The following is a 26084-nucleotide window of genomic DNA, read 5'->3' as shown; positions in this document are numbered from 1 at the left end:
ATATAGAGGTGCGATAGAATTAAACAGTAATGCGCCGCTAGTGTAATGGATCGCACACAGGATTCCGGTTCCTGGAATGTGGGTTCGACTCCCACGTGGCGCATTTTTTGTTTCACAAACTTTTGATAAAGAATGTTGAATTATCAACATCTATAAGATTCAACAAGAATATTATTATATAAAAAGAGAGTAATACTTCGTGTTTTATAACGAAATATAGCTCTCTTTTTTAAATTCTACGACTACTAAAAATAAAATGTCTTAACGTTTGATTAAAAACTTCTGGAATCTCAGCCATAATATCGTGACCGCAGTTATCCAAAGCTATACTAGTTATTTTCTCATTTTGCGTTAAGTAATCTCCAAATCGCCAGTCAAAGTATGGACTCTGTCTGGCAGTCACAATAGTTACCCGTTTATTACTATTCAATAATGAATTACGCCAGTCTTTTTGGAAATGATCTTCTAATAGAGCTAGATTTTGCTTTCTAATAAATGGATAGAGACTCCGAACTTTGTTTAATGACAAAGCCACTTGATTATTTAATCCATGTAAAGTTTCATGCGTTTTATTTGGCAGTGAAATTTTTTCCTTAAAATTATTGGCAGTAAAGTTTTCAAAACCATATTTCCAGTTTGAATCATTTAACATTTTCGGAGATTGATCGATTGCTAAAACTGATTTAACGTTAGAATATTTCTTCAAATAGGCATAACAAATACTTGCTCCCATCGAGTGACCAATTAAAATGGGCTCTTGAAACTGTAAATATTCAATTAAACTGGCCAAATCATTCGTCAATTGCTCAATCGTTAAATTCTTCTGAGTACGTTGTGACTTGCCATGATTTCGATGATCATAAGTAATCACTCGACAATTTATCCCCACCAAATAATCAATCTGAGCTTGCCAAATTTCTTGATATCCACCAAATCCTTCTACTAAGATAACTGGTTGACCAGATCCAAAGCTTTGAAAATTTAATTTTATTCCATCATTAGTTAAAAATTCCATAGTTCTCTCCTCAAAAAAAGATAGACCACGACGGCCTATCTTTTTTATTTTTTCCAAGGATCTTTCACTAAAATTGGATCAGACAACGTCTTCATCATTATAGTAGATTTTGACTGACTGTATTCTTCTAATGAAAAACCATTACTGCCTTGGATAACTTGTAGATCAGCATGAACTCCGAATTGATTCAATTTTGCTAACAAATTCTTAGCGCCCTCACGACTAATTGAAGTATCCGGCTTCCAAACTAAATCCAAATCACTGGTCATTTTGGCTGAATTAGTCCCTGTTGCCAATTCGAAACCAACGCTACCACTGATTCCCCATTTGTATTCTTGCAAGATTTTTGCCACTGCTGGTAAAGCCTTGATTGCAGGTAATTTTTTGCGCTCATCAGAAACATTTTGCCAAGACTTTTCAGAAACTAATTGATACGGTGTAATGACCTCTTTAACATCTGAATCTAAGACAAAAGCTGCAAAACGCTGTTCTCTTTTTATTCCCCTAATACCGACAGGAATTTTACCATTAATTATTTCACTACGACGAACTACGACCGTCAGTGAATCGGGAAAAATATCCTCAGCCCACTGTGGCAATCCATCAGTAATCAGATCATTAATTGAAGAGATTTTTAATAAATCATGCGGTTCTACTTTGACCATTCTTCATCCACTAGTTTTCTAACTTGAAGAGTTGATTTACGGCCACTAGCTTTGGCAATTTCTGTTTGATAACGGAAGTGCAAACTTGTGTCGCCGTCTAAACTATCGATAGCTTGATTGATCAATTCTTTGATTTTATCAACATTTTCGTCGGTTGCTTCCCATGAACCGATACCTTTGACTAATTTGTACAAAGCACCGAGTTTTTCATAGTTATCGATATCGTAAGCCATAGCTGGAACATGCTTAGTAGCTTCTTCCAATTCAGCAATTGTTCTTTGAGTAATACGAGCAGCACTAGCCTTTGACATTGCTTGAATAGTGATTGAATCATCATCTAAGGCAATCATTCTATTAGATTGCAAACCATGTGCCAAGAATCCACCAGAAACAGCATCTCCAGGAATAAAGTCGATTACTGGATGACCGTTTTGTCTAGCTTTAGCGTATGCGGCAGCACTTGAACCAAGAGCCACGTGAATACCAATCAATTCTTCTTGATAACCATAAGCTTGACTAGGAACATCGACAACTAGAACAATAGGACGTTTAACATCCTTATCTTTGTCTTCAGCTACGATTTGATTAACGATACTTGCTACAGCAAATCCTTCTTGAAGACCAACTTCTCCTTCACGAACACGTGGGAATTTATTGTCTGCATCTGGAACAATGGCGATAAACTCTTTACCATCTTTTTGAGCGTGCAAAACAGTTGAGACTGGACTAGTAGCATTCTTAATACCAGTTAACTTTTCAAACCACAAGCGACCGCGGCTCTTTGTACCTTCCTTTTCACCAACAACAGCTTCAGGAATCGTATGTTTAGTAGCAACAACTGATTTGAACAATTTGTTATAAGAATCGATATCCAATTTCTTACTCAAATCCAATTTGTCCAATAGACTCAAGTAGAAGTCAACATTTTCAGTTCTATGAGCATCCTTCTTAGTCTTGATTTCATTGACAATAGCAGCCTTGATACTATCTACGGTATCGTCAACTACTTCATCAACCAAGTCAGTAGCTTGGCGTTGTTTAGTTCCCAAAGTATCCCAGATCAAATCTTTATCACTGGAATCAAATTCACGAACACCAGCTTCTTGTTCGATAACTTCTGGACCATTCAAAGCAATTCTGGCTTTGTTTGTAGCAATTAAATAAGAAAGAATTGATGCAGTAATTGACATACCACCGAATGATCCCACGCGACCAGGCACTAAGCCGATAACTGGCACAAACTTCTTCAAAGCAATAACGACGTTTTGAATCTCTGAAATTGATAACAAACCGTAGTTAGCTTCTTGCAAACGAACACCACCGGTATCCAAAACAATGATTGGGTAAATCGTGTTGCCATTCTTGTTTTCTTCAAGGACTTTTTCTAAGGCTGCGACGATTTTGGCACCACTGACCTCTCCGATACCGCCACCTTGAAATTTACCTTCGATTGAAACTACTAAAACTTGCTTGCCTTCAATTTTTCCACGCATCAAGACGATTCCATCATCACTTTCAGGAACGATGTCTTGAGGTTCAAGATGTGGCGAGATCATATCGTCAAGAGGTCCAACGATTTCTCTAGCAGTATTTGCATCTAATAATGAAAGGGCACGTTCACGCGCATGTAATTCAACAAAACTATTTTTCATCTTTTAGTTCCTCCAATGCTTGAGTTAAACGAAGATTAACTACACCTGGTGTGGAACCAAAGTCGTTGATCTCGATATTAGCTTGGATTGGATATCTGTCGAAGAAACGTTTCAAAACATTTCCCCAAACTTCTTTAAAGCCGTCACTACCAGTTACGATATTAACTTCTGTTTCTTTATCTGTGGGTCTGAAAATAACTTCAAGGTCACCAGATGCAACTACCCCAACGTGTACGGGTTTGGAAATGGCATCTTTGGTATCGAAGTTAAAATGTAATTTTTCCATATTTATCTCCATTTCTACTTCAAATGTTTTAAAAAGTAACTTGCAGCAAACAAGTCAGCACAGCCACCGGGTGAAATATTGTGCTCTTGAGTAAAGTCATTTAATTTTTCAAACTGTGGATTATTTAAGATATTTCTAGGATCAACTACTATTTGAGCTGAGAGATTCTGAAAATCACGTAAAACCTTTAAATTGCTGCGATAGACAATATTAGTATCATCAACATTGCTGTACAAAACGAGTAAACGTCGCATCCACGTATCAAAATCATCCAACTGTGGCTTAAAAGCTAAGGCTTTGGCTAAATTAGGAAAACCATTTTGAGCTTCCCCTTTAGCACCAGACAAAGCATATTTTTGCTTCGTAACCGCACCATGAGTCTTTTTAGGGATGACATTTTTATCAGGCAAACGTGACAAATCTTTAGCCGTTAACAAGATTGTTGCTAAATCATTAGTCTGTTGGCTACTGATAGCACTGATCAACAATCCCATACTCCAAATAGCCCCTTTATGCGTATTGACACCGTTAGTTGCTTGAAACATATCTTTTTCAGCAATCCGACCGATTCTACCAATTTCTTCACGCAACGATAAGTCGATTGGTTGTCGATATGACTTTTCAGCAATTTCTGAGAAACTTTCTAGCAAACTGTCAGCTGATTTATAAAATAATTCAATATCCATATCAGTGTGTGAACCATTTGATTCAGCATCTACTAATCCAGGCTTAGGCGAAAAACTAACTTCCCATTTCAGTGCTACTACTGCTTGTTGTGCTAACTGTAAAAATTTAGTTTCAATCATTAATTATGACCAACTTCTGAATTTTGCGGGTGGATTGTAAAGTCCATCAGACCATTTAACTAAGTCGTCCATGTTTTGAGCTGCAAGAAGTGATCTCTTTGCTTCGCCACGGTGAACTCCTAGATCTTCAGGAAGAGCTACGATACCACGACGACGTAAGTCAGCTAATTGTTTAGGATTGCTTCTCAAACCAACTGGTGTAACACCGGCGATAGCTTCAATAGCAGCTTGTCTTTCGGCCATACTATCAGTCTTGTAAAGATAAGCGATACCTTCTTCAGTCACGATATGAGTTGTATCTTCGCTATAAATCATAATTGGAACATTAGCTAATTTAGCTTCTTTTTGAACTTCTTCAGCATCCAAGTGGTCAACAAAGACAGGTTTCTTATTTGAACCGAAAGTTTCAACCATTTGAACGACTAATTTTTGACCTTTGCCCAATGGATCATCATCGGGACGAAGACTTTGCCAAGCTGGTGTTGAGTGACGACGTCCGTGTGGATTACTACCCATATTAGGAGCACCACCGAATCCAGATAAACGACCGTTAGTAACAGTTGAAGAGTTACCGTATTTGTCGATTTGAAGTGTTGAACCAACAAACATATCCAAAGCGTATTGACCGGCCATTTGACCAAAGGCACGGTTTGAACGCATTGTTCCATCTTTACCAACGAAGAAAATGTCAGGACGATGAGCAATGTAATTTTCCATTCCGACTTCTCCACCGAAACTGTGGATAGTTTTGACCCAACCACTTTCAATAGCAGGAATCAAAGTAGGTGTAGGGTTAACTTCCCAGTTAGGTACAATCTTGCCTTTTAATCCAAGTTGTTCACCGTATGTAGGTAGCAACAATTCGATAGCGGCAGTATTGAAACCAACACCGTGGTTAACTGTTTGAACGTTGTGTTTTTCATAAATACCACGAATAGCCATCATACCCATTAAAATTTGTAGTTCAGTAACATTTTGAGGGTCACGTGTAAATAGTGGTTCCAATTGATAAGGTTCATCAGCTGGAACAACGATATCGACCCAGTCACCAGGGATGTCAACACGAGGAACTTTATCAACGACTTCGTTAGCTTGAACGATTACGATACCGTCTTTAAAGGCTGCAGCTTCAACGATAGCTGGTGTTTCTTCGGTATTTGCACCTGTGTAAAGATTACCGTTGCGGTCTACTTTATCAGCAGCTACCAAAACAACATTTGGAATCAAGTCAACGTATAGTCGAGCGTACAATTCAAGATAAGTGTGAATATCGCCAACTTCCATTGTTCCGTCAGCAATCATTTGAGAAATTCTCGTACTTTGAGGTCCCGCAAATGAGAAATCTAATTTTTTAGCGATACCTGTTTCAAAAATATCCAAATGTTCTGGACGTGACACACTGGACATGATCATGTGTAAGTCGTGAACTTTCTCGGGGTCAACTGAAGCTAATACCTTTGACAAGAAACTAGCTTGTTTTTGGTTATCCCCTTCCAAAACGACTTTATCGCCTGGTTTAATAACACTTTCTAATAATTCTTTAGCATTTTGAGTTTTAACAAATTTGCCATCGAGCATTGATGCGATACTGTCTAATTTGGCAGCTTTGGCATCACGATTTTGAGTCCAACTTCTTTTAGCCATCAATTATCCTCTTTTCCATTTCTCTAACAAAAATTGAATATCATCAAGATTCATATTGTTCATGGTGATAGTTCGAAAATCTGGGAACTTGCTTTTAACTAATTTCGTAAAAGTTTGTCCTGGTTTTATTTCTAAAGCTGTATCAACGCCTAATTCCTTGGCAACATCCATCATTGTGTCCCAATAAACGGGATGAACTAGATTATTGATCATGTCGTATTTGACACCATCAACTTTTCTGATCGCATGACCGTTGTAATTTGCCAAGTAGGTGCATTGGGGATCGTTCAAAGAAACATCTGCCAACTCTTTTTCCAAGACATCAGCAACAGATTGCATCAGAGGTGAATGCGATGGGACGGGAACTTTCAAGAGAACCGTTTTTTGAGCATTGTTGTTTTTTGCTAAAGACAATACTTGTTTGATTCCTTTGATTGAACCAGAAACAACCGTCTGCAATTCAGAATTCTGATTAGAAGTAAAGACAGGTTGATCTTCGTTATTAACTTGGTCGACCAAATTATTAACTTCTTTTCTAGTCAAACCGACGATTGCTCCCATTCCATAACCGGTTGGATAAGACTCTTGCATCTTTTGCGAACGAATATAAACAATCTTGATGGCATCGTCTTCACTGATAACGCCACTAGCAACTGCCGCCGCAAAAATACCTAGCGAGTGTCCTGCCACTACGTCTGGAGTTTGATTGATTTTCTTTAATTGCCTAATATTGAACAATTGCAAAATCAAAATTCCTAATTGAATTTGAATCGAATCTTGGTAAGCTTGTTCATCATCGGTCAATTCAACGCCTGTCAAATCCTTCACTTTTTCAAGCATCGACTTTGGTACGTCTTTTAACATTCCGCTTTTCTGACCACCTTGGCCAGGAAAAATCCATAACACCGAAATAGTATCCACCTCCATCAAATTCTTTTTATTGATCTCACAAGTTCAGTATATGAAATGATTCTTAACATGTATAATATAGAAAAAGCATAATACTTAACCATTTGGTTATATAAGAGGTGTCAATTTTGAATATCAATCAACTCAAATACTTCGTCGTCGTTGCCAATCAAGAGAGTATTACCAAGGCTTCCAACATCTTGTACGTTTCTCAACCAGCTGTTAGCAAGATGATCAAGCAATTAGAAGAAGAACTAAATACTAAATTGTTCGATCGGACTGGTCGTACGTTAAAACTCAATCGTTCAGGAAAATTATTTTACAGTTACGTCAATGACAGCCTAGAAGAACTCGACCGTGGTATCAACGCCGTTAAAGGCGGTCCAGATAAGGTCGAACATCCCATTTCTTTATTAATGGAAGTGGCTTCCCCCTTCATCCCTGCCATCGTCTCGACTTTTAAACAAAAATTCCCCAACGTCAGATTGAACATTGCTCAACATAACGTCAGGGAAACAGATTTTAAACAATTCGACTTTATCGTCACGACTAAACCATTGGAAGGTTTGACCAACGTACCAGTCTTGAAGGAAGAAATCTTTGTCGGCTGGAATATCAACTACGGTTACAGCAAACAATTTATCCGCCCTAAAGACTTACAAGGTGAAAAACTAATCGGCTTATCGAAAAATAATCCTTTACGTTTGACGATCGACAACTATTTCAACAAACGCGACATCGCTTTGGATTACATGTATGAAGCTGACGACCCAGCAACTGTCAGAGGATTGATTGAAGCAGGAATTGGTTTGAGTTTCATTCCTTCAGTTACTTGGCAAACGATCCAACCTCGAGTTCAACTTGCTAGACTTGCTCCGGATCCACTGCAGCGGACTATTTACCTCAGTTCTCCCTATGGAGTTCTCAATGGTATCAAACGTGAAATTAGTAATGAATTGATCATGATTTTCTTAGATTTCCAAAATTTCGAGTTAAAAATTTAGTTGCATTTTAGAATGAATGCGCTTATATTGAATTTAAGTTTCCTTTTGTTGATCTCACAAATTTACAAGAGGAGTGTTTCACATGAAAATAAAAAAAGACACTACAAGCCCGGCCGACATCGGTGATTACATGAAGGTCTTCGCTTGTACTGCCGTTATGATGCAGACCGTATTGAGTCTAGTTCTTGCAACTAGTCCAACTTATAACTATCAAACGCCAATTGGTATTATTTATAACTTAGTTAAGTTCACTGCTCCAGCCTTTATTTTTGGTATCTTGTATACCACGACTAGAACAACTAACCAAAATACCTTGGCCAATTATGGTGGCTATTTGAAAAAACAATGGTCTGCTCTTTTTGTACCCACAATTTGGTGGACCTTAGCCTACCTACTAATCATGCCAAATGTTCAACAAGTTAATCAGTATCACGATGTTGGCTCTTTTATTTGGCACTTTATCAATGGTAATGCCGCACCACATTTGTGGTATAACACGATGATGCTACAATTCATTATTTTAATGCCATTTTTCTGGCTACTAGCTCATTTTGTAAGAAATAATTCTAAGCGTGGAATTTGGACTTTAATTATCACGACCGTTCTCTTTGCTGCTTGGATTGGATTTTACGATTTAGAAGTCTTCCACGGACCTCACGAACAAAGCTGGTATTTACTCGATCGAATCTTTATTAGCTTCGTCATTTACGGAATCTTTGGGGTATTAAGTTGGATGTTTAGAGATAAACTCGAAACATTTTTGAAGAAGTCTTTTCCTATTTTAGTAATTCTCTTCATAGCTGTCTTTTATTGGACTAACAAAGAACTCTTTAATTTCGGCTATCCAGTCAGCTTAGCTAATGCTCCTTATTACAAACCTTCGATGACCCTATATGCTTTGTTAATTATCGGTTTAGTTGCAACTTTAGCTATCAAGCACATCAACGATAATTCCAAAGCCCTACCAGTATTTCACTTTTTAGCAACCTATGCTTACCGAGCTTACTTGTCTAACGTCTTTTGGCTACAGATCATCTGGCGCTTAGGTGGTAAAAATTTGGTTAATATCAATCCTATCCTAGCCATTATCGTTTGCTATTTATTGACTTGGGTACTATCATTTGCTTCTGCGTATGTATTTCACATTATTTGGTCAAAAGTCAAAGATTCTTTGATGAGAAAACGTGTTCAGGAGTCAACTGAATAAATATTTTTATTTATCGAGCTTAGTTTGTTGACCCGATACATATTGTATGCTAAATTAGCACTGTGCTATTAAGAGTGCTAATTAAAAACAGGAGGCATTTTATGTTAGTTCCTACAGTTATTGAACAAAGTTCACGTGGCGAACGTGCCTATGATATTTACTCAAGATTATTAAAAGACAGAATCATCATGTTATCTGGTGAAGTTAACAGTCAAATGGCAAACACTGTCATTGCTGAACTACTTTTCCTTGATGCTCAAGATTCAGACAAGGATATTTCCATGTACATCAACTCACCCGGTGGTTCAGTTACCGACGGATTAGCTATCATGGATACTATGAATTTCGTTAAATCTGATGTTCAAACAATCGCAACTGGTTTAGCTGCCTCAATGGGTAGTGTCTTGTTGTCATCAGGTACAAAAGGCAAACGTTTTGCCCTACCAAATTCAACTGTCCTCATTCACCAACCATTAGGTGGTGCTCAAGGTCAACAAACAGAAATTGAAATTGCTGCCCAAGAAATCTTGAAGACTAGAAAGAGATTAAATCACATTTTGGCTGACAACTCAGGTCAAACATTCGAAAAACTTCAAAAGGATACTGATCGTGATAACTACATGACAGCCCAAGAAGCTAAAGACTATGGTTTGATTGATGAAATCATGACAAACAAAGCTGACAAATAATCTTTTACAAAAATCTTCCTTTATCCATTTTGGATAAGGGGAGATTTTTTTTGTTTCAATATACCCATTCCCTCTTATACTTGAACTGATTTGGAGGCAATAATGACTATTTCAAAACATTTAGACCAAGACTCTCTTTCAGTTCAATATTTAATAAAAAAAGACAAACACCTCGCTAAAGTTATTCAAATGGTGGGGCCAATAAATTATCAACTGCAAACTGATGCCTACGCTTTTTTAGTCAGTCAGATTATTGAACAAATGCTTTCAAAAAAGGTCGCACAAGTATTAACACTTCGTCTAACAAACGAATGTGATGGCCTTATTTGTCCAACTAAAATTAAATGCTTATCCGATGAACAATTATTAAGTATCGGTATCTCACACTCTAAAGTGCACTACATTCAAAACTTAACAGCGGCAATTCTAACAAAGAAAGTAATTTTTTCAGATTACTCAAAAATGTCTGATTCAGAAGTTATCGACAGCTTAACCACAATCAAGGGTATCGGTGTTTGGTCTGCCAAGATGTTTCTGATTTTTTCACTAGATCGACCAGATATTTTGCCATTTGAAGACGTAGCCTTCTTACAAAGTTACAGCTGGGTTTACAAAACTCACAATTTCAAAAAAGCGGCCGTAATGAAAAAATGTTCCAAGTGGCATCCCTATGCATCTATCGCTAGTAGGTATATGTATCAGGCGAAAAATCTAGGCTTAACTAAAAATGTTTTTCATTTATACAAAAAATAGTCCTGAAAGCGCTGTATTACGGGCATTGTGTTGGACAGCTTTTTTCATTTAGACTATCCTTTATTTGGTATTAGATTTTACAAAGAAGGGATATTTCTATGAATAAGGGTCAAATTCAAAATAGCCTTGCTCGGAAGTTATTCATCATAACTTTGCTGTCGGGAACCTTTACGATGTCGATCAGTCAGTCATCACTTTCAACGGCTTATCCAACATTGATGAAATTTTTCGGCGTTACAGCACCCACGATTCAATGGTTAACAACTGGTTTTATGTTGATCATGTGTATCATGATGCCCATCAGTCCTTGGCTATTAAATAATTTTTCATTTAAAAAAATCTTTTTAAGCGTTGTTGGGATTTTTGCACTGGGTACTTTGATTATCATCACTGCTCAAAGCTTTCCTATGGCGATGCTCGGTAGAGGTTTAGAAGCTATTGGTGTTGGGGTTTTATTCCCATCATTTCAGTCGGTTTTATTGACCATCACACCGGAAAGTAAACGTGGTGCTACCATGGGCTATGCCGGTTTGGTCATGGGGTCTGCTTTAGCTAGTGGTCCAATTATTTCTGGTATTGTTTTGAACTTTTTAAAATGGCAAGGATTATTCGTCATCTTCTTATTGATCATGATCGTAATTTTTATCAGTGGTCTCTTCAATATCAAAGACGTCATGCCACGTCACAAAGCTAGTTTGGATTTAATTTCAACAATTTACTTACTCGGTTTGATTGGTTTGCTCTATGTGGTCAATCAAGCTGGAGCTACTAAGAGTTTGAGTACTAATTTAACAATTCTTTTAGTAATCAGTATCGTCTTGACAGTTCTTTTCGTTCATCGTCAATTGACTAAAAAAGAACCGCTACTTGATTTGAAAGTTATGAAGAATTTCAACTTTGACTTAGCCGCAATTTTGACCGGTTTTTCATACATTTCATTGATCGTCGTAACTATCATTTATCCACTTTATTATCAAAATGTTTTACACGTTTCCGTTTTAAAATCTGGTTTGGCACTAGTCCCACCCGCTATCGTTTTGAGTATTTTAAACCCATTGACGGGTAGTCTAGCTGATAAAATTGGCTTCAAAGCTACTTTGATTACTGGTATGTCAATGATCACTGTCGGTTGGTTCTTATTGTTCATTCTCCACTTCAAATTGAGCATGTTACCAATGATTTTGATTGCTATTTTAATTGAAGGTGGCAATGCCTTCGTTATGATGCCTGCAACTACACTCGGTGGTAATTCACTACCAGAGGACTTGATTCCACACGGAACAGCTATCATCACAACTGCTCGACAACTATTTGGGTCACTTGGTGTCAGTTTAGCGACATTGATTCTGGTAATTACTAACCAAAATCATCACTTACCTGCTAACGATGGTTTAATTGGTTATCAAAGAGTCTTTGCATTCTTCTTCGTAATAGAAGTTATCGGCCTTATCTTTGCCTTTATGATCAAGAACACCAAAAAAGCTAGCAAATAATAATTTTAGTTCATGACTTTTCGTCGTGGGCTATTTTTTTGTTTTTAACAATTGAAGTATAATTAAGGTCTGGATTATTTATCTATAGGAGAAATATTTTGGACTCAAAAAATAACTCACATAAGCAAACTACTTTTATCGCCTTATTCTTTTTTATTATTTTATTAGCTTGGACTATTTGGCAGTTTCACTTTAACTACATGGTTTCGCTTTATGATACTTTTTTTCATTCAGAGCGAATCTATGAAATTAGACTAGCCTTTCAGCAACATCAATTGCCTAGCTGGGTTAACTTCAACAGTTTCTTTAATACTGGGCAGGCCATCAACGGAATGTATCCCGATATTACTTTGTGGCCGTTTGTCTTTTTGACTAACTTCTTAACCCCGATTCACCAAATCATTGCTATCAAAGCTCTCATTGCTGGGCTCGGGTTTATCGTGACTTTCTTATCCATAAACAAACGTTTCGACAGCCGTAATGCCATTTTAGCAGCAACAATTTTTACGCTCTCGGGCTCAGTTTTAAAAGACCTCGTCAACGAAATGCAGACGGGTACTGCTTTAGTGATGATTTTTGCCTTTCCAATCTTCTTTACACTCAAAGAAGCCATCGAAAGTGAAAAAATCGATCCACCTTTAATCATTAAAACTGCTCTGTTTATGTTTTGGGTCATCGGTTCACACTTACTCAGTGCCGTTGTTATCACGATAGTCGCGGGAATATTTTTGATTATAAACACTATTATCAAGAAAAACTATTTAGCTTGGCTCAATTTGATTATTGCGGCCGGACTCACTGTTATCCTTTGCGCTCCGATTTTGTATCGACTAATGAAAATCTCGCAGACCGGATTATTGTCACCGTTTGGATTAGGACACGTCGACAGTCTCAGTCTCTGGCAAATCTTTTGGACTTCACGTTGGAATACTAAATCGACGATTTCTTGGCTCTCAATTATTTTGTTGTTGATCGTGATTTTCAAATTCAACCGACAAAAATTAAGACAATTACTACCTTGGCTCAGCGTCGAAATCGTTTTGATCTTACTTTCTAGCAATATCGTTCCCTGGAACTTGTTAGGAAAATTACCGATTATCAACAACTTCCAAAACGCTGCCTGGCGCTTCGCTCCCTTTTTAGGAATCATACCGATAATTTTGATACTAATTAATTTCAGTTCAAAGACAGCTCGTAAAATATTTTTTGGAGTAACGATTTTATCTTATTTAATGGCTGGCTATACTGGCTTTCAGGCTCAATATCATAAAACGGCTAAACTACCAGTCATCACGCAAAATTCCACTACCCCAACTGGTTTGAACGGCTATGCCAAAGTAACCTCTAGCGGCATCACCAGCGATACCCTTTCACGGACTTTGATTCCCGACTACGCTCCTAATTCCGTCCCACTTGCTAAAGGTACTAACGGGTTGAGTTTAGATCCACGAATCGTTTACTTAATAAATGGCCATCTGGGAGTAACTAAAGGTCGTGAGATTCCTCTAAAGCACAACAGTACTAACGTTAACTCAATTACTTTAACCGCCGATAATGTTCCTAAGGGAAAAATAACTCTACCAGTTTATGGCTATAATTCATTGATCTATCAAATCAAACTGAATGGACAAAGAATTAAAGCCAGTCGTAGTTCTGAAGGTTTCATAACTATCCATTCCAACAAAAACCTTCAACACGCTACTTATCAAATTACGCAAATTCAACCAAAAATGTATCGACCTCTACTTTGGATGTCGACAGTCTTATTAATAGTTTTAATAGGTTTGTTAACCATTCCCAAGATAAAGAAAGCTAGACAACTGTAAAAAGTCGTCTAGCTTCTTTTTTGATTATAAATTTTACCCCAACTGGCCATAGAATTAATCACTGGTTCTAGCGTTTTACCAAATTCCGTCAATTGATAATCCGTCTTTAGAGGATTGAATTGATAGACATTTTTCTTAATAATTCCATCTTTTTCCAAATCATTTAACTGTAGAGCTAACATCCTCCTTGAACAATCTTTCAATTCATGCTGCAATTGCCCAAAATGACAAACTTTTTTATCAAGTAGATGGTAAATAATGACACTTTTCCACTTGCCAGAAATAATTTGCAGAGTGCTTTCCACCGGACAACCGTCGTTACAGTCATAAACGTGTCTTTGCATCAATTTTCTCCTCATCGATTTATTCCTAGACTACCCTTTTTTTAAATTCAGAACAACACGTTACTAGTAACAAAAATTTCACGATTGTTTTGATTCTTCACTGAGCCGATACTAATTGTCGAGGAGGAACTTATTATGAAAGCTATCGGATTTTTAGAACATTTACCTATTCAGGATACCAACAGTCTTATCGAATTTTCTGAACCAATACCACAGGCTCACGGTCACGACCTATTAGTCAAAATATCAGCTATCTCAGTCAATCCAGTCGATGTTATCGTCAGAAAAAGTGGACATAAAAAGCTTATTCAACCTAAAGTTATTGGCTGGGATGCTGTCGGAACTGTCACTGAAATTGGAGAAGATGTTACTCTCTTTCAAAAAGGTGAAAAAGTTTTTTACGCTGGTTCATTTATTCGACCAGGCAGTAACAGTGAATACCAACTAGTCGATGAAAGAATCGTTGGTCATGCACCTAAGAATTTAACCGATGCTGAAATTGCTGTCATGCCGCTAACTTCTTTAACTGCTTGGGAAGTAATTTTTGAACAATTAGAAATCGACCCAACCGATAAAAACAACCAACAAAAAACTATTTTAATTATCAATGGCTCTGGTGGTGTCGGATCAATTGCCACCCAATTAGCACATTGGGCTGGACTAAAAGTTATCGCCACAGCTTCTCGAACGGAAACAATTTCTTGGGTTCAACAAAATGGTGCCGATTTAATCGCTAATCATCGCAAAAATCTTATCTCTGAAGTTCACAGCTTAGGTTTCAAATATGTCGACTACATTTTAGGACTCAATGATTTAGATGGACATTGGCAAGAAATTTCTCAACTAATTAAGCCACACGGGAAAATCGTCTCAATTACTGAGAACCACCGTCCAATTGACCTCAAGAAACTAACTAAAAAAAGAGCTACTTTTGCTTGGGAATGGATGTATTCCAAATCCTACTATCAAACTCCTGATATGATCACCCAGCATGAAATCCTCGAACAAATTGCTACAATGCTTGACGAAAATATTATCCACAGTACTCTGACTAAAGAATTATCCCCTATCAATGCTGATAATTTGAAAAAAGCTCATCAACTAGTAGAAAGCAACCATATGATTGGCAAAGTCGTTGTCAGCAACTAAAAAAATCCCCGATAGAATAACTAATTCTATCAGGGATTTCTTTTTTAAACACCATCAGCTTCTGCTAATTGATTCAACTTACGTAAACGATGATTGATTCCAGATTTTGAAATCGGACCACTTGGTACCATATCGCCCAATTCCTTTAGTGAAACTTCAGGATTCTCTAATCTCAAGACCGCAATTTCACGTAATTTATCAGGTAAATTGTCTAAGCCAACTGTCGCTTGCAAATGCTTGATATTTTCAACTTGACGTTCAGCTGCTGCCACAGTCTTATTGATATTAGCATTTTCGCAATTAACTAAACGATTGACTGAATTTCTCATATCACGCACGATTCGAATATCTTCAAACTTCAACATCGCATTAGTAGCTCCGATCAATTGTAAGAAATCCGCAATTTTTTCTGCTTCCTTCAAATAAACGATGTAGCCGTTACGACGTTTCGTAGTTCTAGCATTCAAATGAAAATAGTTCATCATCTGAGCAATACCTTCATTATGTGTTTCGTACAATGAATAAATCTCTAAATGATATCTAGAAGTTTCCGGATTATTGACACTTCCGGTTGCCAAAAAGGCTCCACGCAAATAAGAACGCATCCGTTGATCTTCATTGATAACTTCTAATGGCACGTCAGTATTGATCGACAGGCCAGATTCATCTAAGATATCCAAATCTGTCAAAATCTTATTAGTATCTTGGTTGATTCGTACTAAATACTGATTGTTTTTCTTTAACTTCATCTTTTTACGCACTAATAATTCTGATTCAATACCATACTTTTGCTTGACCAATGAAAAAATTCTTCTGGCAATCGCGGCGTTTTCAGTTTGTGCGGTTAAGACGAAGTGATGATTTTGCAAGCTCAAAGAACCATTCATTCTCAACAACGCTGACAACTCTACTCGAGCGTGTTCGGGATGAACGACTAATTTTGTGAGCTCTTGTTTAACTTCACTAGCGTATGAAACCACTAACGTCTCACCTCATTTTTTCTATTTCCTGATTGCAATGAGAGATTGATAATTTCTCTAGCAACTTTTTCTCCATCGTGGAAAGCTCCCTTATCATGCAACGATAAGAAATCATCTTGAATAACTTTGCAGCCCATTTTTCTTAAGCCATCAAAGTCAGTTTCCACTTGGTTGACGTATTCGTCATACTTCTTGTGATCCATATAACCGTCGGGAATTTTTCGCGTATTAACTAAAACTGTATCGATGAAATTCCCACCTAAATGACGATTTAATACTTTCACGTGATCCGCATCAGTAAAACCTTCTGTTTCACCAATTTGAGTCATGATGTTACAAATATAAACAATTTCAGCTGAAGTTTGTTTAACAGCTTCACCAATCTTTTTAATCATTAAGTTAGGCAAAATACTAGTAAACAAACTACCAGGTCCTAAAACGACCACATCAGCCTGCATAATAGAAGCAATTACTGGCAGCACTGATTTTGGCTCTTGATCAGGATTATCTGAATCAGTGACCCAAACTCGTTTTACATGCTTACCAGAATGCGTTATTTCGTGTTCACCTGACAAAGTCGTTCCATCAGTAAATTCTGCATTCAAAGTTAATTTCGTATTGCTGGCTGGATAAACATGACCATCAACTTGCATCATTTTAGATAGTTCTTGTACGGCGTCAAAAATATTAGGTGACATTTCTGTCAAAGCAGCGATGATCAGGTTTCCAATGGCATGACCAGAGAAGAAATCATCATTGGTCTTAAAACGATATTGGAAAACATCCAGATCTACTTTAGGCAAATCAGATAAAGATGCTAAAACGTTTCTAATATCCCCAGGAGGGACAACGTTAATATAGTCACGAATGATACCAGATGATCCCCCATCATCGGCTACGGTAACAATCGCAGTAATATTAGCATCCATATTTCTTAAACTGTTTAAAACAACTGGTAAACCAGTTCCCCCACCTATAACTACAACTCTTGGACGGCGTCCCTTAACAACCCGAACTATCCTATTTGTTGCCATGTTCAATTACCTTCTTTTGAGATTTTTCCATGTCACGATGAGTAATGTCTACGTAATAATCTAATTTCTTTAGATCAGTACCTAGACGTTGAGCAATAGCGACTGAACGATGTTGTCCTCCAGTACAGCCAATTGCTATCGTCAAACTAGTCTTACCTTCTTTTTCATAGCCCGGAACGATATCTTTTAATAAACCATAGAATTTGTCATAGAAATTCTTTGTTTCTGCATCATCCATCACATAATCATAAACTGGTTTATCCATTCCGGTTTGTGTCTTTAATTCTTTAATATAAAATGGATTTCTTAAAAATCTAACATCCATTACAATGTCAGCATCAATTGGCAAGCCATACTTGAAGCCAAATGACATCACTTCGATGTGAAATGTTGGCACGACGGAACTTTCTTGAAAATTATCGAAAATTTCTTCTCGCAGTTGTCTAGGAGTGAGGTCAGTCGTATCGATCTCAACTGAAGCTCGACTTTTGATTTCTGAAAGCAATTCTCTTTCCTTTTCAATTCCATCTAACAACCGACCTTCCATAGCCAAAGGATGACTACGACGGGTCTCTTTATAACGAGAAACTAACTCTTCATCAGAAGCATTCAAGAAGAGAATTTTCATATCAACTTTTTGATGTTTCTCTTGTTCATCTTCGTCCATTTTTGAAAGCATTGAGAATATCTCATCATAAAATGCACGTGATCTAATATCTACAACTAAAGCTACTTTTTTGATCTTACCGGATTCATGAACTAACTCCCAGAATTTTGGAAGCAAGTTAGGTGGCATATTATCGATACAAAAATATCCTAAATCTTCAAAGGATTGCATTGCAACGGTCTTTCCTGCACCACTCATTCCAGTAACGATAACCAAACTAAGCATATCTTCTGCCATAATGCACCTCACATTCGAATATAAGCATAACACAACAAGCCGGGCGTGTCAGTTTTTAATACTGACTTACTAAAAAAGACCTTTGCAGAATTAAAAATTCAATTCCACAAAAGTCATTTAAATCGAAAAAATTTATTGTGCATCTTTAGTACGTTTAGTATCACGTTCCAAAATTGGTTTAAGATATTGACCAGTATAACTAGCTTTGACCTTGGTAATATCCTCTGGTGTTCCTTGGGCAACGATTTTACCGCCACCTTCACCACCATCAGGACCAAGGTCGATCAACCAGTCAGCTGACTTCACAACATCCAAATTGTGTTCGATAACCAAAACGGTATTCCCTTCATCTACTAACCGTTGCAATACTCCTAATAGACGCTTGATATCATCCGTGTGCAAACCAGTTGTAGGTTCATCCAAAATGTAGAAGTTCTTCCCGTTAGACTTCTTGTAAAGCTCTGAAGCCAATTTCATTCTTTGAGCTTCACCACCGGACAATTGAGTAGCTGATTGACCTAGTGAAACATAACCTAAACCAACATCTTCAATTGTTTGGAGCTTACGTTTGATCTTAGGAATATTACTGAAGAAGTCCAAAGCTTCGGATACTTTCATATCCAAAATTTGAGCAATGTTCTTCCCCTTATAAGTGACTTCTAGAGTTTCTGAATTGTAACGAGTTCCATGACAAACTTCGCAAGGTACATAAACATCAGGCAAGAAATTCATTTCAATCTTGATAATTCCGTCACCACGACAATTCTCACAGCGACCGCCTTTGATATTGAAAGAGAATCTGCCTTTCTTATAACCACGCAACTTAGCTTCATTCGTTTGCGCGAACAAACCACGAATATCATCAAATACGCCGGTATAAGTGGCCGGATTACTTCTAGGTGTTCGACCGATTGGACTCTGATCGATAGCAATCACTTTTTCAAGATTTTCATAACCAGTTATTTTCTTATATTTACCAGGTTTTTCGGAATTGTGATTCATCTTCTGAGCCAAAGCACGCTTCAATATCATATTAACCAAAGTAGATTTACCAGAACCAGAAACTCCTGTCACAACGGTAAATTTACCTAGTGGAAACTTAACATTTAAATTCTTCAAATTATTTTCAGCAGCGCCATAGACTTCAACAAATTCACCATTGCCATCACGGCGTTTCAAAGGTACTGGAATAAATTTCTTACCTGCCAAGTATTGACCAGTCAAAGACTTAGGATTCTTCTCGACTTCTTTTGGCGTACCAGCAGCTACGATTTGACCACCATTTTCACCGGCACCGGGACCGACATCAATCAAGTAATCAGCTGCACGCATCGTATCTTCATCGTGTTCAACGACAATCAAGGTGTTACCGAGATCACGCATCTTCTTCAATGAACTGATCAAACGGTCGTTATCACGTTGATGCAACCCAATCGAAGGTTCATCCAAAATATACATGACACCAGACAAGTTTGAACCGATTTGTGTGGCTAAACGAATTCTTTGTGCTTCACCACCGGACAATGTTCCAGCTGAACGAGAAAGCGTCAAATATTCCAAGCCAACATTGATCAAGAAACTGAGACGATCTTTAACTTCCTTTAAAATTGGCTTAGCAATAACGGTATTTTGTTCACCAAATTGGACTGTCTTAAAGAATGGAAGCTCATCCTTGATCGACATATCAGAAACTTCAGCGATATCCTTGCCTTCGATTTTGACAGCCAAAGCTTGACGATTCAATCTCTTACCGTGACAAACTGGACAAGTTAATTCAGTCATGTACTTACGCATAACTTCACGAGTAAAGTCACTGTTAGTCTCACGATAACGACGATTGATATTAGGAATGACACCTTCAAATTCTACGTCGACATCACGTACGCCACCGAAATCATTTTCATAGTGGAAGTGGAAAGTCTTGCCATCAGAACCATACAAAATAGTATTTTGATCTTTTTCGGGCAAATCTTCAAAAGGTGTATCCATATCAATTTTGAATTCTTTACATGCTTGAGCTAGCATTTCTGGATAATATTGTGAACTGATAGGATTCCAAGGAATAATGGCTCCCTCGTTCAAAGTCTTGCTTTGGTCAGGAATAACTAAATCCAAATCGACTTCTAGCTTAACTCCTAAACCATCACAGTTATCACAAGCACCAAATGGAGCATTGAATGAAAACAAACGAGGTTCTAATTCACCAACAGTAAAACCACACAACGGACAAGCATTCTTCTCAGAAAATACCATCATGTCTGAACCGATTACGTCAACGTTCATATAGCCATCAGATAGTCTCAAAGCAGCTTCAACTGAATCAAACAAACGTGATTTGATATGGTCATTGATTACGATACGGTCAACGACAACATCGATACTGTGCTTTTTGTTCTTATCTAATTCAATATCTTCTGCAATATCACGAGTTTCACCATCTACTTGAACTCTAACGTAACCTTGTTTCTTAATTTGATTCAAGGCTTTTTTATGTTGTCCACGTTTTGAACGAACAACCGGTGATAAAATTTGCAGTTTAGTTTTATCGCCTAATTTTAAAATAGCATCAACCATCTGTTGAGCTGATTGACTAGTAATTTTGGTCCCATCATTAGGACAAATTGGTGTCCCAACTCGAGCCCACAACAAACGAAGGTAATCGTTAATTTCTGTAACAGTCCCAACAGTTGAACGAGGGTTCTTGGAAGTAGTCTTTTGGTCAATTGAAATAGCTGGACTCAAACCATCAATTGAATCAACATCCGGCTTATCCATTTGACCTAAAAATTGTCGTGCATAAGATGAAAGACTCTCAACGTAACGTCTTTGACCTTCAGCATACAAAGTATCAAAGGCTAATGAACTCTTCCCTGAACCAGACAAACCAGTCACAACGACTAATTTATCACGAGGAATCGTTACATCGATATCCTTCAAATTATGTGCACGCGCACCATGGATTACAATTTTATCATTTAACATATTAATTACATTTCCGCCTTTAACTCTAAAATCGTGTCACGTAAATTAGCTGCGGCTTCAAAGTCGAGCTTCTTAGCAGCTGATTCCATTTGTTCTTTTAGATTAGCAAGAAGTTCAGCTTGTTCTTTCTTACTCATATCCTTAAAGTCAATATCATCATCAATCTTCTCTGTTTCTGAAGAAGTATTGTCGACCTTCTGGAACATTGAAATGGCATCCCTGATTGGTTTAACAATCGTTTTTGGAGTAATACCATGCTCTTCGTTGAATTTCTCTTGTAACTTACGACGACGAGCTGTAGCATCGATTGCTCCACGCATAGAATCAGTTATCGAATCAGCATACATGATAACTTTACCGTGTTCATTTCTTGATGCACGACCAATAATCTGAACTAGTGAACGTTCAGCTCGCAAGAAACCTTCCTTATCCGCATCAAGAATGGCAATCAAGGAAACTTCTGGCACATCAATACCTTCACGCAATAAGTTGATACCAATCAAGACGTCGAATTTTCCTAAACGTAAATCACGAATGATCTTGGATCTTTCCAAAGTCTTAACATCACTGTGCAAGTATCTGACTTTAATACCCAAATCCTTGAAGTAATCGGTCAGATCTTCAGCCATCTTCTTGGTCAAAGTTGTTACAAAGACTCTTTCGTGCTTAGCCACACGATCATTTATCTCCGCCACTAAGTCATCGATCTGTCCCATAATTGGACGGACTTCAATCTTAGGATCCAACAAACCAGTTGGCCGAATGATTTGTTCAGCTTTATGATCGGTTCTTTCCAATTCATAAGGACCTGGTGTAGCTGAAACATAAAGAATCCGATTAACATGTTTTTCGAATTCTTCTAGTTTAAGTGGACGGTTATCCAAAGCACTAGGCAAACGAAAACCATAGTCTACTAGTTGTTGCTTTCTAGCACGATCACCATTGTACATCCCACGGATTTGAGGCATGGTAACGTGTGATTCATCAATCATGATGTTGAAGTCTTTGGGGAAGAAATCTAGCAATGTAAATGGAGGTTCACCTTCAGCACGACCTTCCATGTGACGTGAATAATTTTCGATTCCGGATGTATAACCCATTTCACGCATCATTTCGATATCGTATTCTGTTCTTTGCTTGATACGTTGAGCTTCGAGCAATTTACCTTCTTCAGTAAATTTAGCTACTTGTTGATCCATTTCATCTTTGATGCGTTTGAGAGCTTCTTCCATCTTGGAATCACTGATCATGAAGTGAGTTGCAGGGAAAATTCCAATATGATCCATTTGCCCTTTAACTTCACCTGTCAGTGCATCCATTTCGATAATTCGATCAATTTCATCACCAAAAAATTCCACACGAATAGCATTATCGTCACGTGAAGCTGGGAAGATATCCACAACATCTCCACGTACCCGAAATCTACCACGTTGAAAGTCGATGTCATTTCTTTCAAATTGATTCTCGACCAATTCTTCTAGCAATTCATCTCGAGCTATCTCTTGACCTACTCGCAAAGAAATAATACTATCCGCGTATTCTCTAGGATCACCTAATCCAAAAATACAAGATACTGATGCAACTACGATCACATCATTACGCTCTAGTAATGAACTAGTAGCCGAATGACGCAGTTTATCAATTTCATCGTTGATACTAGAATCCTTTTCGATATATGTATCACTTGATGGTACATAAGCTTCGGGTTGATAGTAATCATAATAACTGACGAAATATTCCACTGCATTGTGTGGGAAAAATTCCTTCATTTCGCCATAAAGTTGACCTGCTAAAGTCTTATTATGAGAAATAATTAACGTTGGTTTATTGAGATTTTTAATAACGTTAGCCATTGTGAAAGTCTTACCAGTACCAGTGGCACCTTCCAAAATGACTTCCTTATCACCTTTTTTAAAGTCTTTAGTGATAGTATCAATTGCTTGGCCTTGATCTCCGGCTGGAGAGTACTTAGAAACCAAATCAAACTTATTATCAGTAACTCTATCTATCACGCCGTCAGTCCCCCTTTAAGCTAAAAAATACATCTAACTCGCACATGAATTAGATGTAATTAATGTCAGGCATATTTCGCTGGCTCTATAGTACCATAGCGAACATATTTTCGCCATAGATTTACTTATTCCTTTGTCAGTCGTGGCAACATCATAAAAATCACCAAACCAACTAGGAACAAGACACTCAATGAAGCGGCTCCAATCGTTGATTTACCAGTGATTTGCGTCACGATACCAACTAAGACTGGTCCTAAAACAGCTGAAAATTTACCCAAAATATTATAAAAGCCAAAGAACTCGCTACCGGAATCCTTCGGAATCAATTTACCAAAATAAGATCTACTCAAAGCCTGGATACCACCCTGACTAGTTCCTACTAGAACAGCCAAAATCCAAAAATCCTTTGCTGTTTCTAGCTTCAAAGCATATAGACAAATTCCAAAATACAAAATAATTGCTAATAAAATTCCTTTTCGAGCTGAGAAATGGTTAGCTATCCAACCATACAAAATGGAGAATGGAAAAGCGACTAATTGAACAACTAACAAAACTAGCATCAAAGTCGTCGTAGTGATTCCCATATCCATTCCAATCGAAGTTGCCATCGTAAAAATCGTATCAACTCCATCGATGTAGAAGAAATATGCTACTAAGAACCAAGCAGCTGCTTTGTATTTACGTAAATGAGTCACTGTTTCCCAAACACGTTTAAAACTCGAAGTAATTGGATGAGGATTTTCTGGCAATGAATAAACTTGTTGAACATTTTTCAATAATGGAACGAAGAATATCAACCACCAGACTGCCGCCAAGAAGAAACTCCAACGAGCTACACCGTAACTAGACAGCATCCCAAAACCACTTGTCAATTGCAGTACGAGGAATAATAGAAAAGCTAAAACTCCACCTAAATATCCATAAGCGTACCCATTTGACGATAATGAATCCATTCTTGAGTTATCAGCCACATCGGTCAAAAAACTATCGTAAAACAAATTTCCCGCTGAATAACCAATTATCGACAGGATATACACAGCCAACAATAGTTGCCATTGATTAGGTGGCAATAATGCCAATCCAAATGTCATTAAAATCCCTAAAAATGAAAAGCCAGTTAATAATTTCTTTTTATGATGTGGATAATCGGCCAATGCACCTAAGACGGGAGCCAAAATTGAAACGATCAAAGTTCCAAAACTATTGGCATAACCCCAAAAAGCTGTCGCATTAGCTTGCGATACTCCTGAATTTTGAGCAACTGATTTAAAATAAACTGGCAAAACTGCTGTGGTAACAATAATCCCATAGCCTGAATTAGCCCAGTCATAAAAAATCCAGCTCCACTGTTTTTTATTGAATCTCATAAATTCCCTCAATTCTAATCTTTAAAAATACCCTCAATAGTACTACCTGCTAGTGGTTCAGGGAATTTCAATCCCAATAATTTAGCAAAAGTTGGTGCTTCATCGACTAACTTAGCACCGTCAATTGTTTGATTCTCTTTAACCATTGGTCCATTAAAAATAATTGTCGTCTTGTAACCCGGTTTATTTGGATCATAACCGTGTACCCCTTGATAACGATCAGGATGACCCATCATTTCAGGCATGACTCTTTCCACGACATTTGAACGACTACCTTCATCAGTGAAATAATAGCCAGCTTTGGCTTCAACCATTAATGTACATTTAGGGTCGGCACCGCGAGCGATAGCTTCTTCATTTGAATAAACTCTTTCGACACCTTCCACTCCAGAAATAACTTCACGTAAGCGTTGAATCTGACTGAAGTCTTTCGTATAAATATAAGTACTGCCATCACAAGTTTTCGCCAAAACTGACCAGTCTTTACGAATTGTCTGATCTGGTTTGCCAGTCAACCAACCACGCTTGGCAAATAAAGTATTCAAATGAATCATTTTGTCGACGTTAATTTGGTAATGATCGCCTAAGATAACAAAGTTAGTATCTTCAAAAGTTCCGGCCTCTTTTGTAGCATCGATCACTTGTTTAACATGCTTATCAAGACGACGCAAAGCTGCCATTGCCTCACCAGAACGAACGCCATAACGATGACGCATACTATCCATATCGACGAGATGCAATAAGGTCAAATTAGGCTTCTTATTCTTGATTGTATCGACCGCACAAGCAGTAATAAATTCATCTAATTGCGGTTGTTTGATACCGTTTCTCAATTTACCGTATTTTTTATTCATTTCCAAAATAAACAAAGGAGAACTAGCTTTCAAAGATACTAAAACTTGATTCGTCCAAATTCGGTTAGGAAAAATTTCTGCTAAATTGTAAGTGATCTTACTACCAGCAGTTACCGGCCACAAAAAAGCTGCTGTTTTCATCTTATTTTTATGAGCTAAATCGTAAAGCGTTGGTACCTGAACGTCTTTTTGATACCAGTACCAGTCTGGGGAACGACGTGTCGTTTGAATCTTGGTGTTATTAACGATTCCATGAACATTCGGATATTGACCAGTGATGATAGTTGTATGCGAAGGATAAGTCAAAGTCGGATAAATTCCACTGACTTCTTTGACCCAAGTTCCTCCATTAACTAATTTGTTCAATGTTGGAAGTTCTGATTGATGTTCATTAATATCGTTAAAACCCAATGAATCTAACGAAATAATTACTAAATGTTGATTTGTAGACAATTTAATTTCCCCTTTTCACAAAGTACATGAAAATATTATAGCGCAATTAGCTAGTC

At 37.5% G+C, this 26084-nt stretch carries 22 protein-coding genes and 1 tRNA gene; 8 read left to right on the top strand and 15 right to left on the bottom strand.

Annotation, left to right across the window (positions count from 1 at the left end; all coding sequences use genetic code 11):
* The first annotated feature begins 31 nt into the window (after nt 1–31).
* A tRNA-Arg gene (locus LF20184_RS03970) sits at nt 32–103 on the top strand.
* 126 nt (nt 104–229) lie between these two features.
* Here LF20184_RS03970 and LF20184_RS03965 read toward each other — a convergent pair.
* The 7 genes from LF20184_RS03965 to LF20184_RS03935 are packed head-to-tail and all read right to left on the bottom strand — an operon-like array spanning nt 230 to nt 6995.
* Entirely contained in the window at nt 230–1015 is a 786-nt protein-coding gene (locus tag LF20184_RS03965) for an alpha/beta fold hydrolase (protein ID WP_010020487.1), read from the bottom strand.
* A 44-nt stretch (nt 1016–1059) separates the two neighbouring features.
* Complete coding sequence (locus LF20184_RS03960) at nt 1060–1680, bottom strand: malonate decarboxylase holo-ACP synthase (protein ID WP_010020489.1); 621 nt, start codon at nt 1678–1680, stop codon at nt 1060–1062.
* Nucleotides 1668–3332, bottom strand: coding sequence for a biotin-independent malonate decarboxylase subunit beta (mdcD, locus tag LF20184_RS03955; protein WP_010020491.1), 1665 nt, complete (start codon nt 3330–3332; stop codon nt 1668–1670). Before mdcD ends, LF20184_RS03960 begins: the two co-directional genes overlap by 13 nt.
* Nucleotides 3322–3618 carry a malonate decarboxylase subunit delta gene (locus tag LF20184_RS03950; protein ID WP_010020492.1) on the bottom strand — a complete coding sequence of 99 codons (297 nt, stop codon included), beginning with the start codon at nt 3616–3618 and terminating at the stop codon, nt 3322–3324. The genes mdcD and LF20184_RS03950 overlap by 11 nt, the downstream gene beginning before the upstream one ends.
* Nucleotides 3619–3632: 14 nt before the next feature.
* Nucleotides 3633–4424: a triphosphoribosyl-dephospho-CoA synthase gene (locus LF20184_RS03945; protein ID WP_010020493.1), complete on the bottom strand. Its 792-nt coding sequence runs from the start codon at nt 4422–4424 to the stop codon at nt 3633–3635.
* A 3-nt stretch (nt 4425–4427) separates the two neighbouring features.
* Entirely contained in the window at nt 4428–6068 is a 1641-nt protein-coding gene (gene mdcA / locus LF20184_RS03940; protein WP_010020494.1) for a malonate decarboxylase subunit alpha, read from the bottom strand.
* 3 nt (nt 6069–6071) lie between these two features.
* Nucleotides 6072–6995 (bottom strand): ACP S-malonyltransferase, encoded by a 924-nt coding sequence (locus tag LF20184_RS03935; RefSeq protein WP_050783096.1) that lies wholly within the window; start codon nt 6993–6995, stop codon nt 6072–6074.
* Nucleotides 6996–7105: 110 nt separating this feature from the next.
* On the opposite strand from LF20184_RS03935, the gene LF20184_RS03930 reads away from it, so the two are divergent.
* From LF20184_RS03930 to LF20184_RS03905, 6 genes are all read left to right on the top strand, one after another.
* Nucleotides 7106–7981, top strand: a complete 876-nt coding sequence (locus LF20184_RS03930) for a LysR family transcriptional regulator (protein ID WP_010020496.1) — start codon at nt 7106–7108, stop codon at nt 7979–7981.
* Between the two features lie 82 nt (nt 7982–8063).
* The gene (locus LF20184_RS03925) at nt 8064–9188 is read left to right on the top strand and encodes an acyltransferase (RefSeq protein ID WP_010020498.1); all 1125 of its coding nucleotides are present in this window, start codon (nt 8064–8066) and stop codon (nt 9186–9188) included.
* A gap of 101 nt (nt 9189–9289) precedes the next feature.
* The gene (gene clpP / locus LF20184_RS03920; protein WP_010020500.1) at nt 9290–9877 is read left to right on the top strand and encodes an ATP-dependent Clp endopeptidase proteolytic subunit ClpP; all 588 of its coding nucleotides are present in this window, start codon (nt 9290–9292) and stop codon (nt 9875–9877) included.
* A gap of 102 nt (nt 9878–9979) precedes the next feature.
* Nucleotides 9980–10630 (top strand): DNA-3-methyladenine glycosylase family protein, encoded by a 651-nt coding sequence (locus LF20184_RS03915; protein ID WP_010020501.1) that lies wholly within the window; start codon nt 9980–9982, stop codon nt 10628–10630.
* A gap of 98 nt (nt 10631–10728) precedes the next feature.
* The gene (locus LF20184_RS03910; protein ID WP_010020503.1) at nt 10729–12123 is read left to right on the top strand and encodes a DHA2 family efflux MFS transporter permease subunit; all 1395 of its coding nucleotides are present in this window, start codon (nt 10729–10731) and stop codon (nt 12121–12123) included.
* 98 nt (nt 12124–12221) lie between these two features.
* Nucleotides 12222–13949, top strand: a complete 1728-nt coding sequence (locus LF20184_RS03905; protein WP_010020506.1) for a putative glycosyltransferase family protein — start codon at nt 12222–12224, stop codon at nt 13947–13949.
* An 8-nt stretch (nt 13950–13957) separates the two neighbouring features.
* On the opposite strand, the gene LF20184_RS03900 is transcribed toward LF20184_RS03905, so the two are convergent.
* Nucleotides 13958–14293 (bottom strand): winged helix-turn-helix transcriptional regulator, encoded by a 336-nt coding sequence (locus LF20184_RS03900; RefSeq protein WP_010020509.1) that lies wholly within the window; start codon nt 14291–14293, stop codon nt 13958–13960.
* 135 nt (nt 14294–14428) lie between these two features.
* Between LF20184_RS03900 and LF20184_RS03895 the strand changes: the two genes are divergently transcribed.
* Nucleotides 14429–15442: a zinc-binding alcohol dehydrogenase family protein gene (locus LF20184_RS03895; RefSeq protein WP_010020510.1), complete on the top strand. Its 1014-nt coding sequence runs from the start codon at nt 14429–14431 to the stop codon at nt 15440–15442.
* A 44-nt stretch (nt 15443–15486) separates the two neighbouring features.
* On the opposite strand, the gene whiA is transcribed toward LF20184_RS03895, so the two are convergent.
* The 7 genes from whiA to LF20184_RS03860 all read right to left on the bottom strand — a co-directional run bounded on the left by whiA (nt 15487) and on the right by LF20184_RS03860 (nt 26028).
* A complete protein-coding gene (gene whiA / locus LF20184_RS03890; protein WP_010020512.1) occupies nt 15487–16422 on the bottom strand; it encodes a DNA-binding protein WhiA in 936 nt (311 codons plus the stop codon).
* The gene (locus LF20184_RS03885) at nt 16422–17456 is read right to left on the bottom strand and encodes a gluconeogenesis morphogenetic factor MgfK (RefSeq protein WP_010020514.1); all 1035 of its coding nucleotides are present in this window, start codon (nt 17454–17456) and stop codon (nt 16422–16424) included. The genes whiA and LF20184_RS03885 overlap by 1 nt, the downstream gene beginning before the upstream one ends.
* Nucleotides 17443–18360 carry an RNase adapter RapZ gene (rapZ, locus tag LF20184_RS03880; RefSeq protein WP_010020515.1) on the bottom strand — a complete coding sequence of 306 codons (918 nt, stop codon included), beginning with the start codon at nt 18358–18360 and terminating at the stop codon, nt 17443–17445. The genes LF20184_RS03885 and rapZ overlap by 14 nt, the downstream gene beginning before the upstream one ends.
* A 132-nt stretch (nt 18361–18492) precedes the next feature.
* On the bottom strand, nt 18493–21342 hold the full coding sequence (gene uvrA, locus LF20184_RS03875) for an excinuclease ABC subunit UvrA (RefSeq protein WP_010020518.1): 2850 nt from the start codon (nt 21340–21342) through the stop codon (nt 18493–18495).
* A 5-nt stretch (nt 21343–21347) separates the two neighbouring features.
* A complete protein-coding gene (gene uvrB / locus LF20184_RS03870) occupies nt 21348–23354 on the bottom strand; it encodes an excinuclease ABC subunit UvrB (protein ID WP_010020520.1) in 2007 nt (668 codons plus the stop codon).
* A gap of 125 nt (nt 23355–23479) precedes the next feature.
* Nucleotides 23480–24721, bottom strand: coding sequence for an MFS transporter (locus tag LF20184_RS03865; protein ID WP_056945184.1), 1242 nt, complete (start codon nt 24719–24721; stop codon nt 23480–23482).
* Nucleotides 24722–24735: 14 nt separating this feature from the next.
* Nucleotides 24736–26028 carry an alkaline phosphatase family protein gene (locus LF20184_RS03860; RefSeq protein WP_010020523.1) on the bottom strand — a complete coding sequence of 431 codons (1293 nt, stop codon included), beginning with the start codon at nt 26026–26028 and terminating at the stop codon, nt 24736–24738.
* Nucleotides 26029–26084: the final 56 nt, after the last annotated feature.

Origin of the sequence: Companilactobacillus farciminis KCTC 3681 = DSM 20184 (genome assembly GCF_002706745.1) — a bacterium.
In the GTDB taxonomy this organism is placed as follows: Bacteria; Bacillota; Bacilli; order Lactobacillales; family Lactobacillaceae; genus Companilactobacillus; species Companilactobacillus farciminis.
The sequence above is the reverse complement of the archived record's forward strand: the minus strand, read 5'-3'. Positions and strand labels throughout refer to the sequence as shown.

Excerpts from the sequence above, each read along its gene's own strand:
- LF20184_RS03965 (WP_010020487.1), bottom strand. The coding sequence starts at position 1,015 with ATGGAATTTTTAACTAATGATGGAATAAAATTAAATTTTCAAAGCTTT.
- LF20184_RS03960 (WP_010020489.1), bottom strand. The coding sequence starts at position 1,680 with ATGGTCAAAGTAGAACCGCATGATTTATTAAAAATCTCTTCAATTAAT.
- mdcD (WP_010020491.1), bottom strand. The coding sequence starts at position 3,332 with ATGAAAAATAGTTTTGTTGAATTACATGCGCGTGAACGTGCCCTTTCA.
- LF20184_RS03950 (WP_010020492.1), bottom strand. The coding sequence starts at position 3,618 with ATGGAAAAATTACATTTTAACTTCGATACCAAAGATGCCATTTCCAAA.
- LF20184_RS03945 (WP_010020493.1), bottom strand. The coding sequence starts at position 4,424 with ATGATTGAAACTAAATTTTTACAGTTAGCACAACAAGCAGTAGTAGCA.
- mdcA (WP_010020494.1), bottom strand. The coding sequence starts at position 6,068 with ATGGCTAAAAGAAGTTGGACTCAAAATCGTGATGCCAAAGCTGCCAAA.
- LF20184_RS03935 (WP_050783096.1), bottom strand. The coding sequence starts at position 6,995 with ATGGAGGTGGATACTATTTCGGTGTTATGGATTTTTCCTGGCCAAGGT.
- LF20184_RS03925 (WP_010020498.1), top strand. The coding sequence starts at position 8,064 with ATGAAAATAAAAAAAGACACTACAAGCCCGGCCGACATCGGTGATTAC.
- clpP (WP_010020500.1), top strand. The coding sequence starts at position 9,290 with ATGTTAGTTCCTACAGTTATTGAACAAAGTTCACGTGGCGAACGTGCC.
- LF20184_RS03915 (WP_010020501.1), top strand. The coding sequence starts at position 9,980 with ATGACTATTTCAAAACATTTAGACCAAGACTCTCTTTCAGTTCAATAT.
- LF20184_RS03910 (WP_010020503.1), top strand. The coding sequence starts at position 10,729 with ATGAATAAGGGTCAAATTCAAAATAGCCTTGCTCGGAAGTTATTCATC.
- LF20184_RS03900 (WP_010020509.1), bottom strand. The coding sequence starts at position 14,293 with ATGCAAAGACACGTTTATGACTGTAACGACGGTTGTCCGGTGGAAAGC.
- LF20184_RS03895 (WP_010020510.1), top strand. The coding sequence starts at position 14,429 with ATGAAAGCTATCGGATTTTTAGAACATTTACCTATTCAGGATACCAAC.
- LF20184_RS03885 (WP_010020514.1), bottom strand. The coding sequence starts at position 17,456 with ATGGCAACAAATAGGATAGTTCGGGTTGTTAAGGGACGCCGTCCAAGA.
- rapZ (WP_010020515.1), bottom strand. The coding sequence starts at position 18,360 with ATGGCAGAAGATATGCTTAGTTTGGTTATCGTTACTGGAATGAGTGGT.
- uvrA (WP_010020518.1), bottom strand. The coding sequence starts at position 21,342 with ATGTTAAATGATAAAATTGTAATCCATGGTGCGCGTGCACATAATTTG.
- LF20184_RS03865 (WP_056945184.1), bottom strand. The coding sequence starts at position 24,721 with ATGAGATTCAATAAAAAACAGTGGAGCTGGATTTTTTATGACTGGGCT.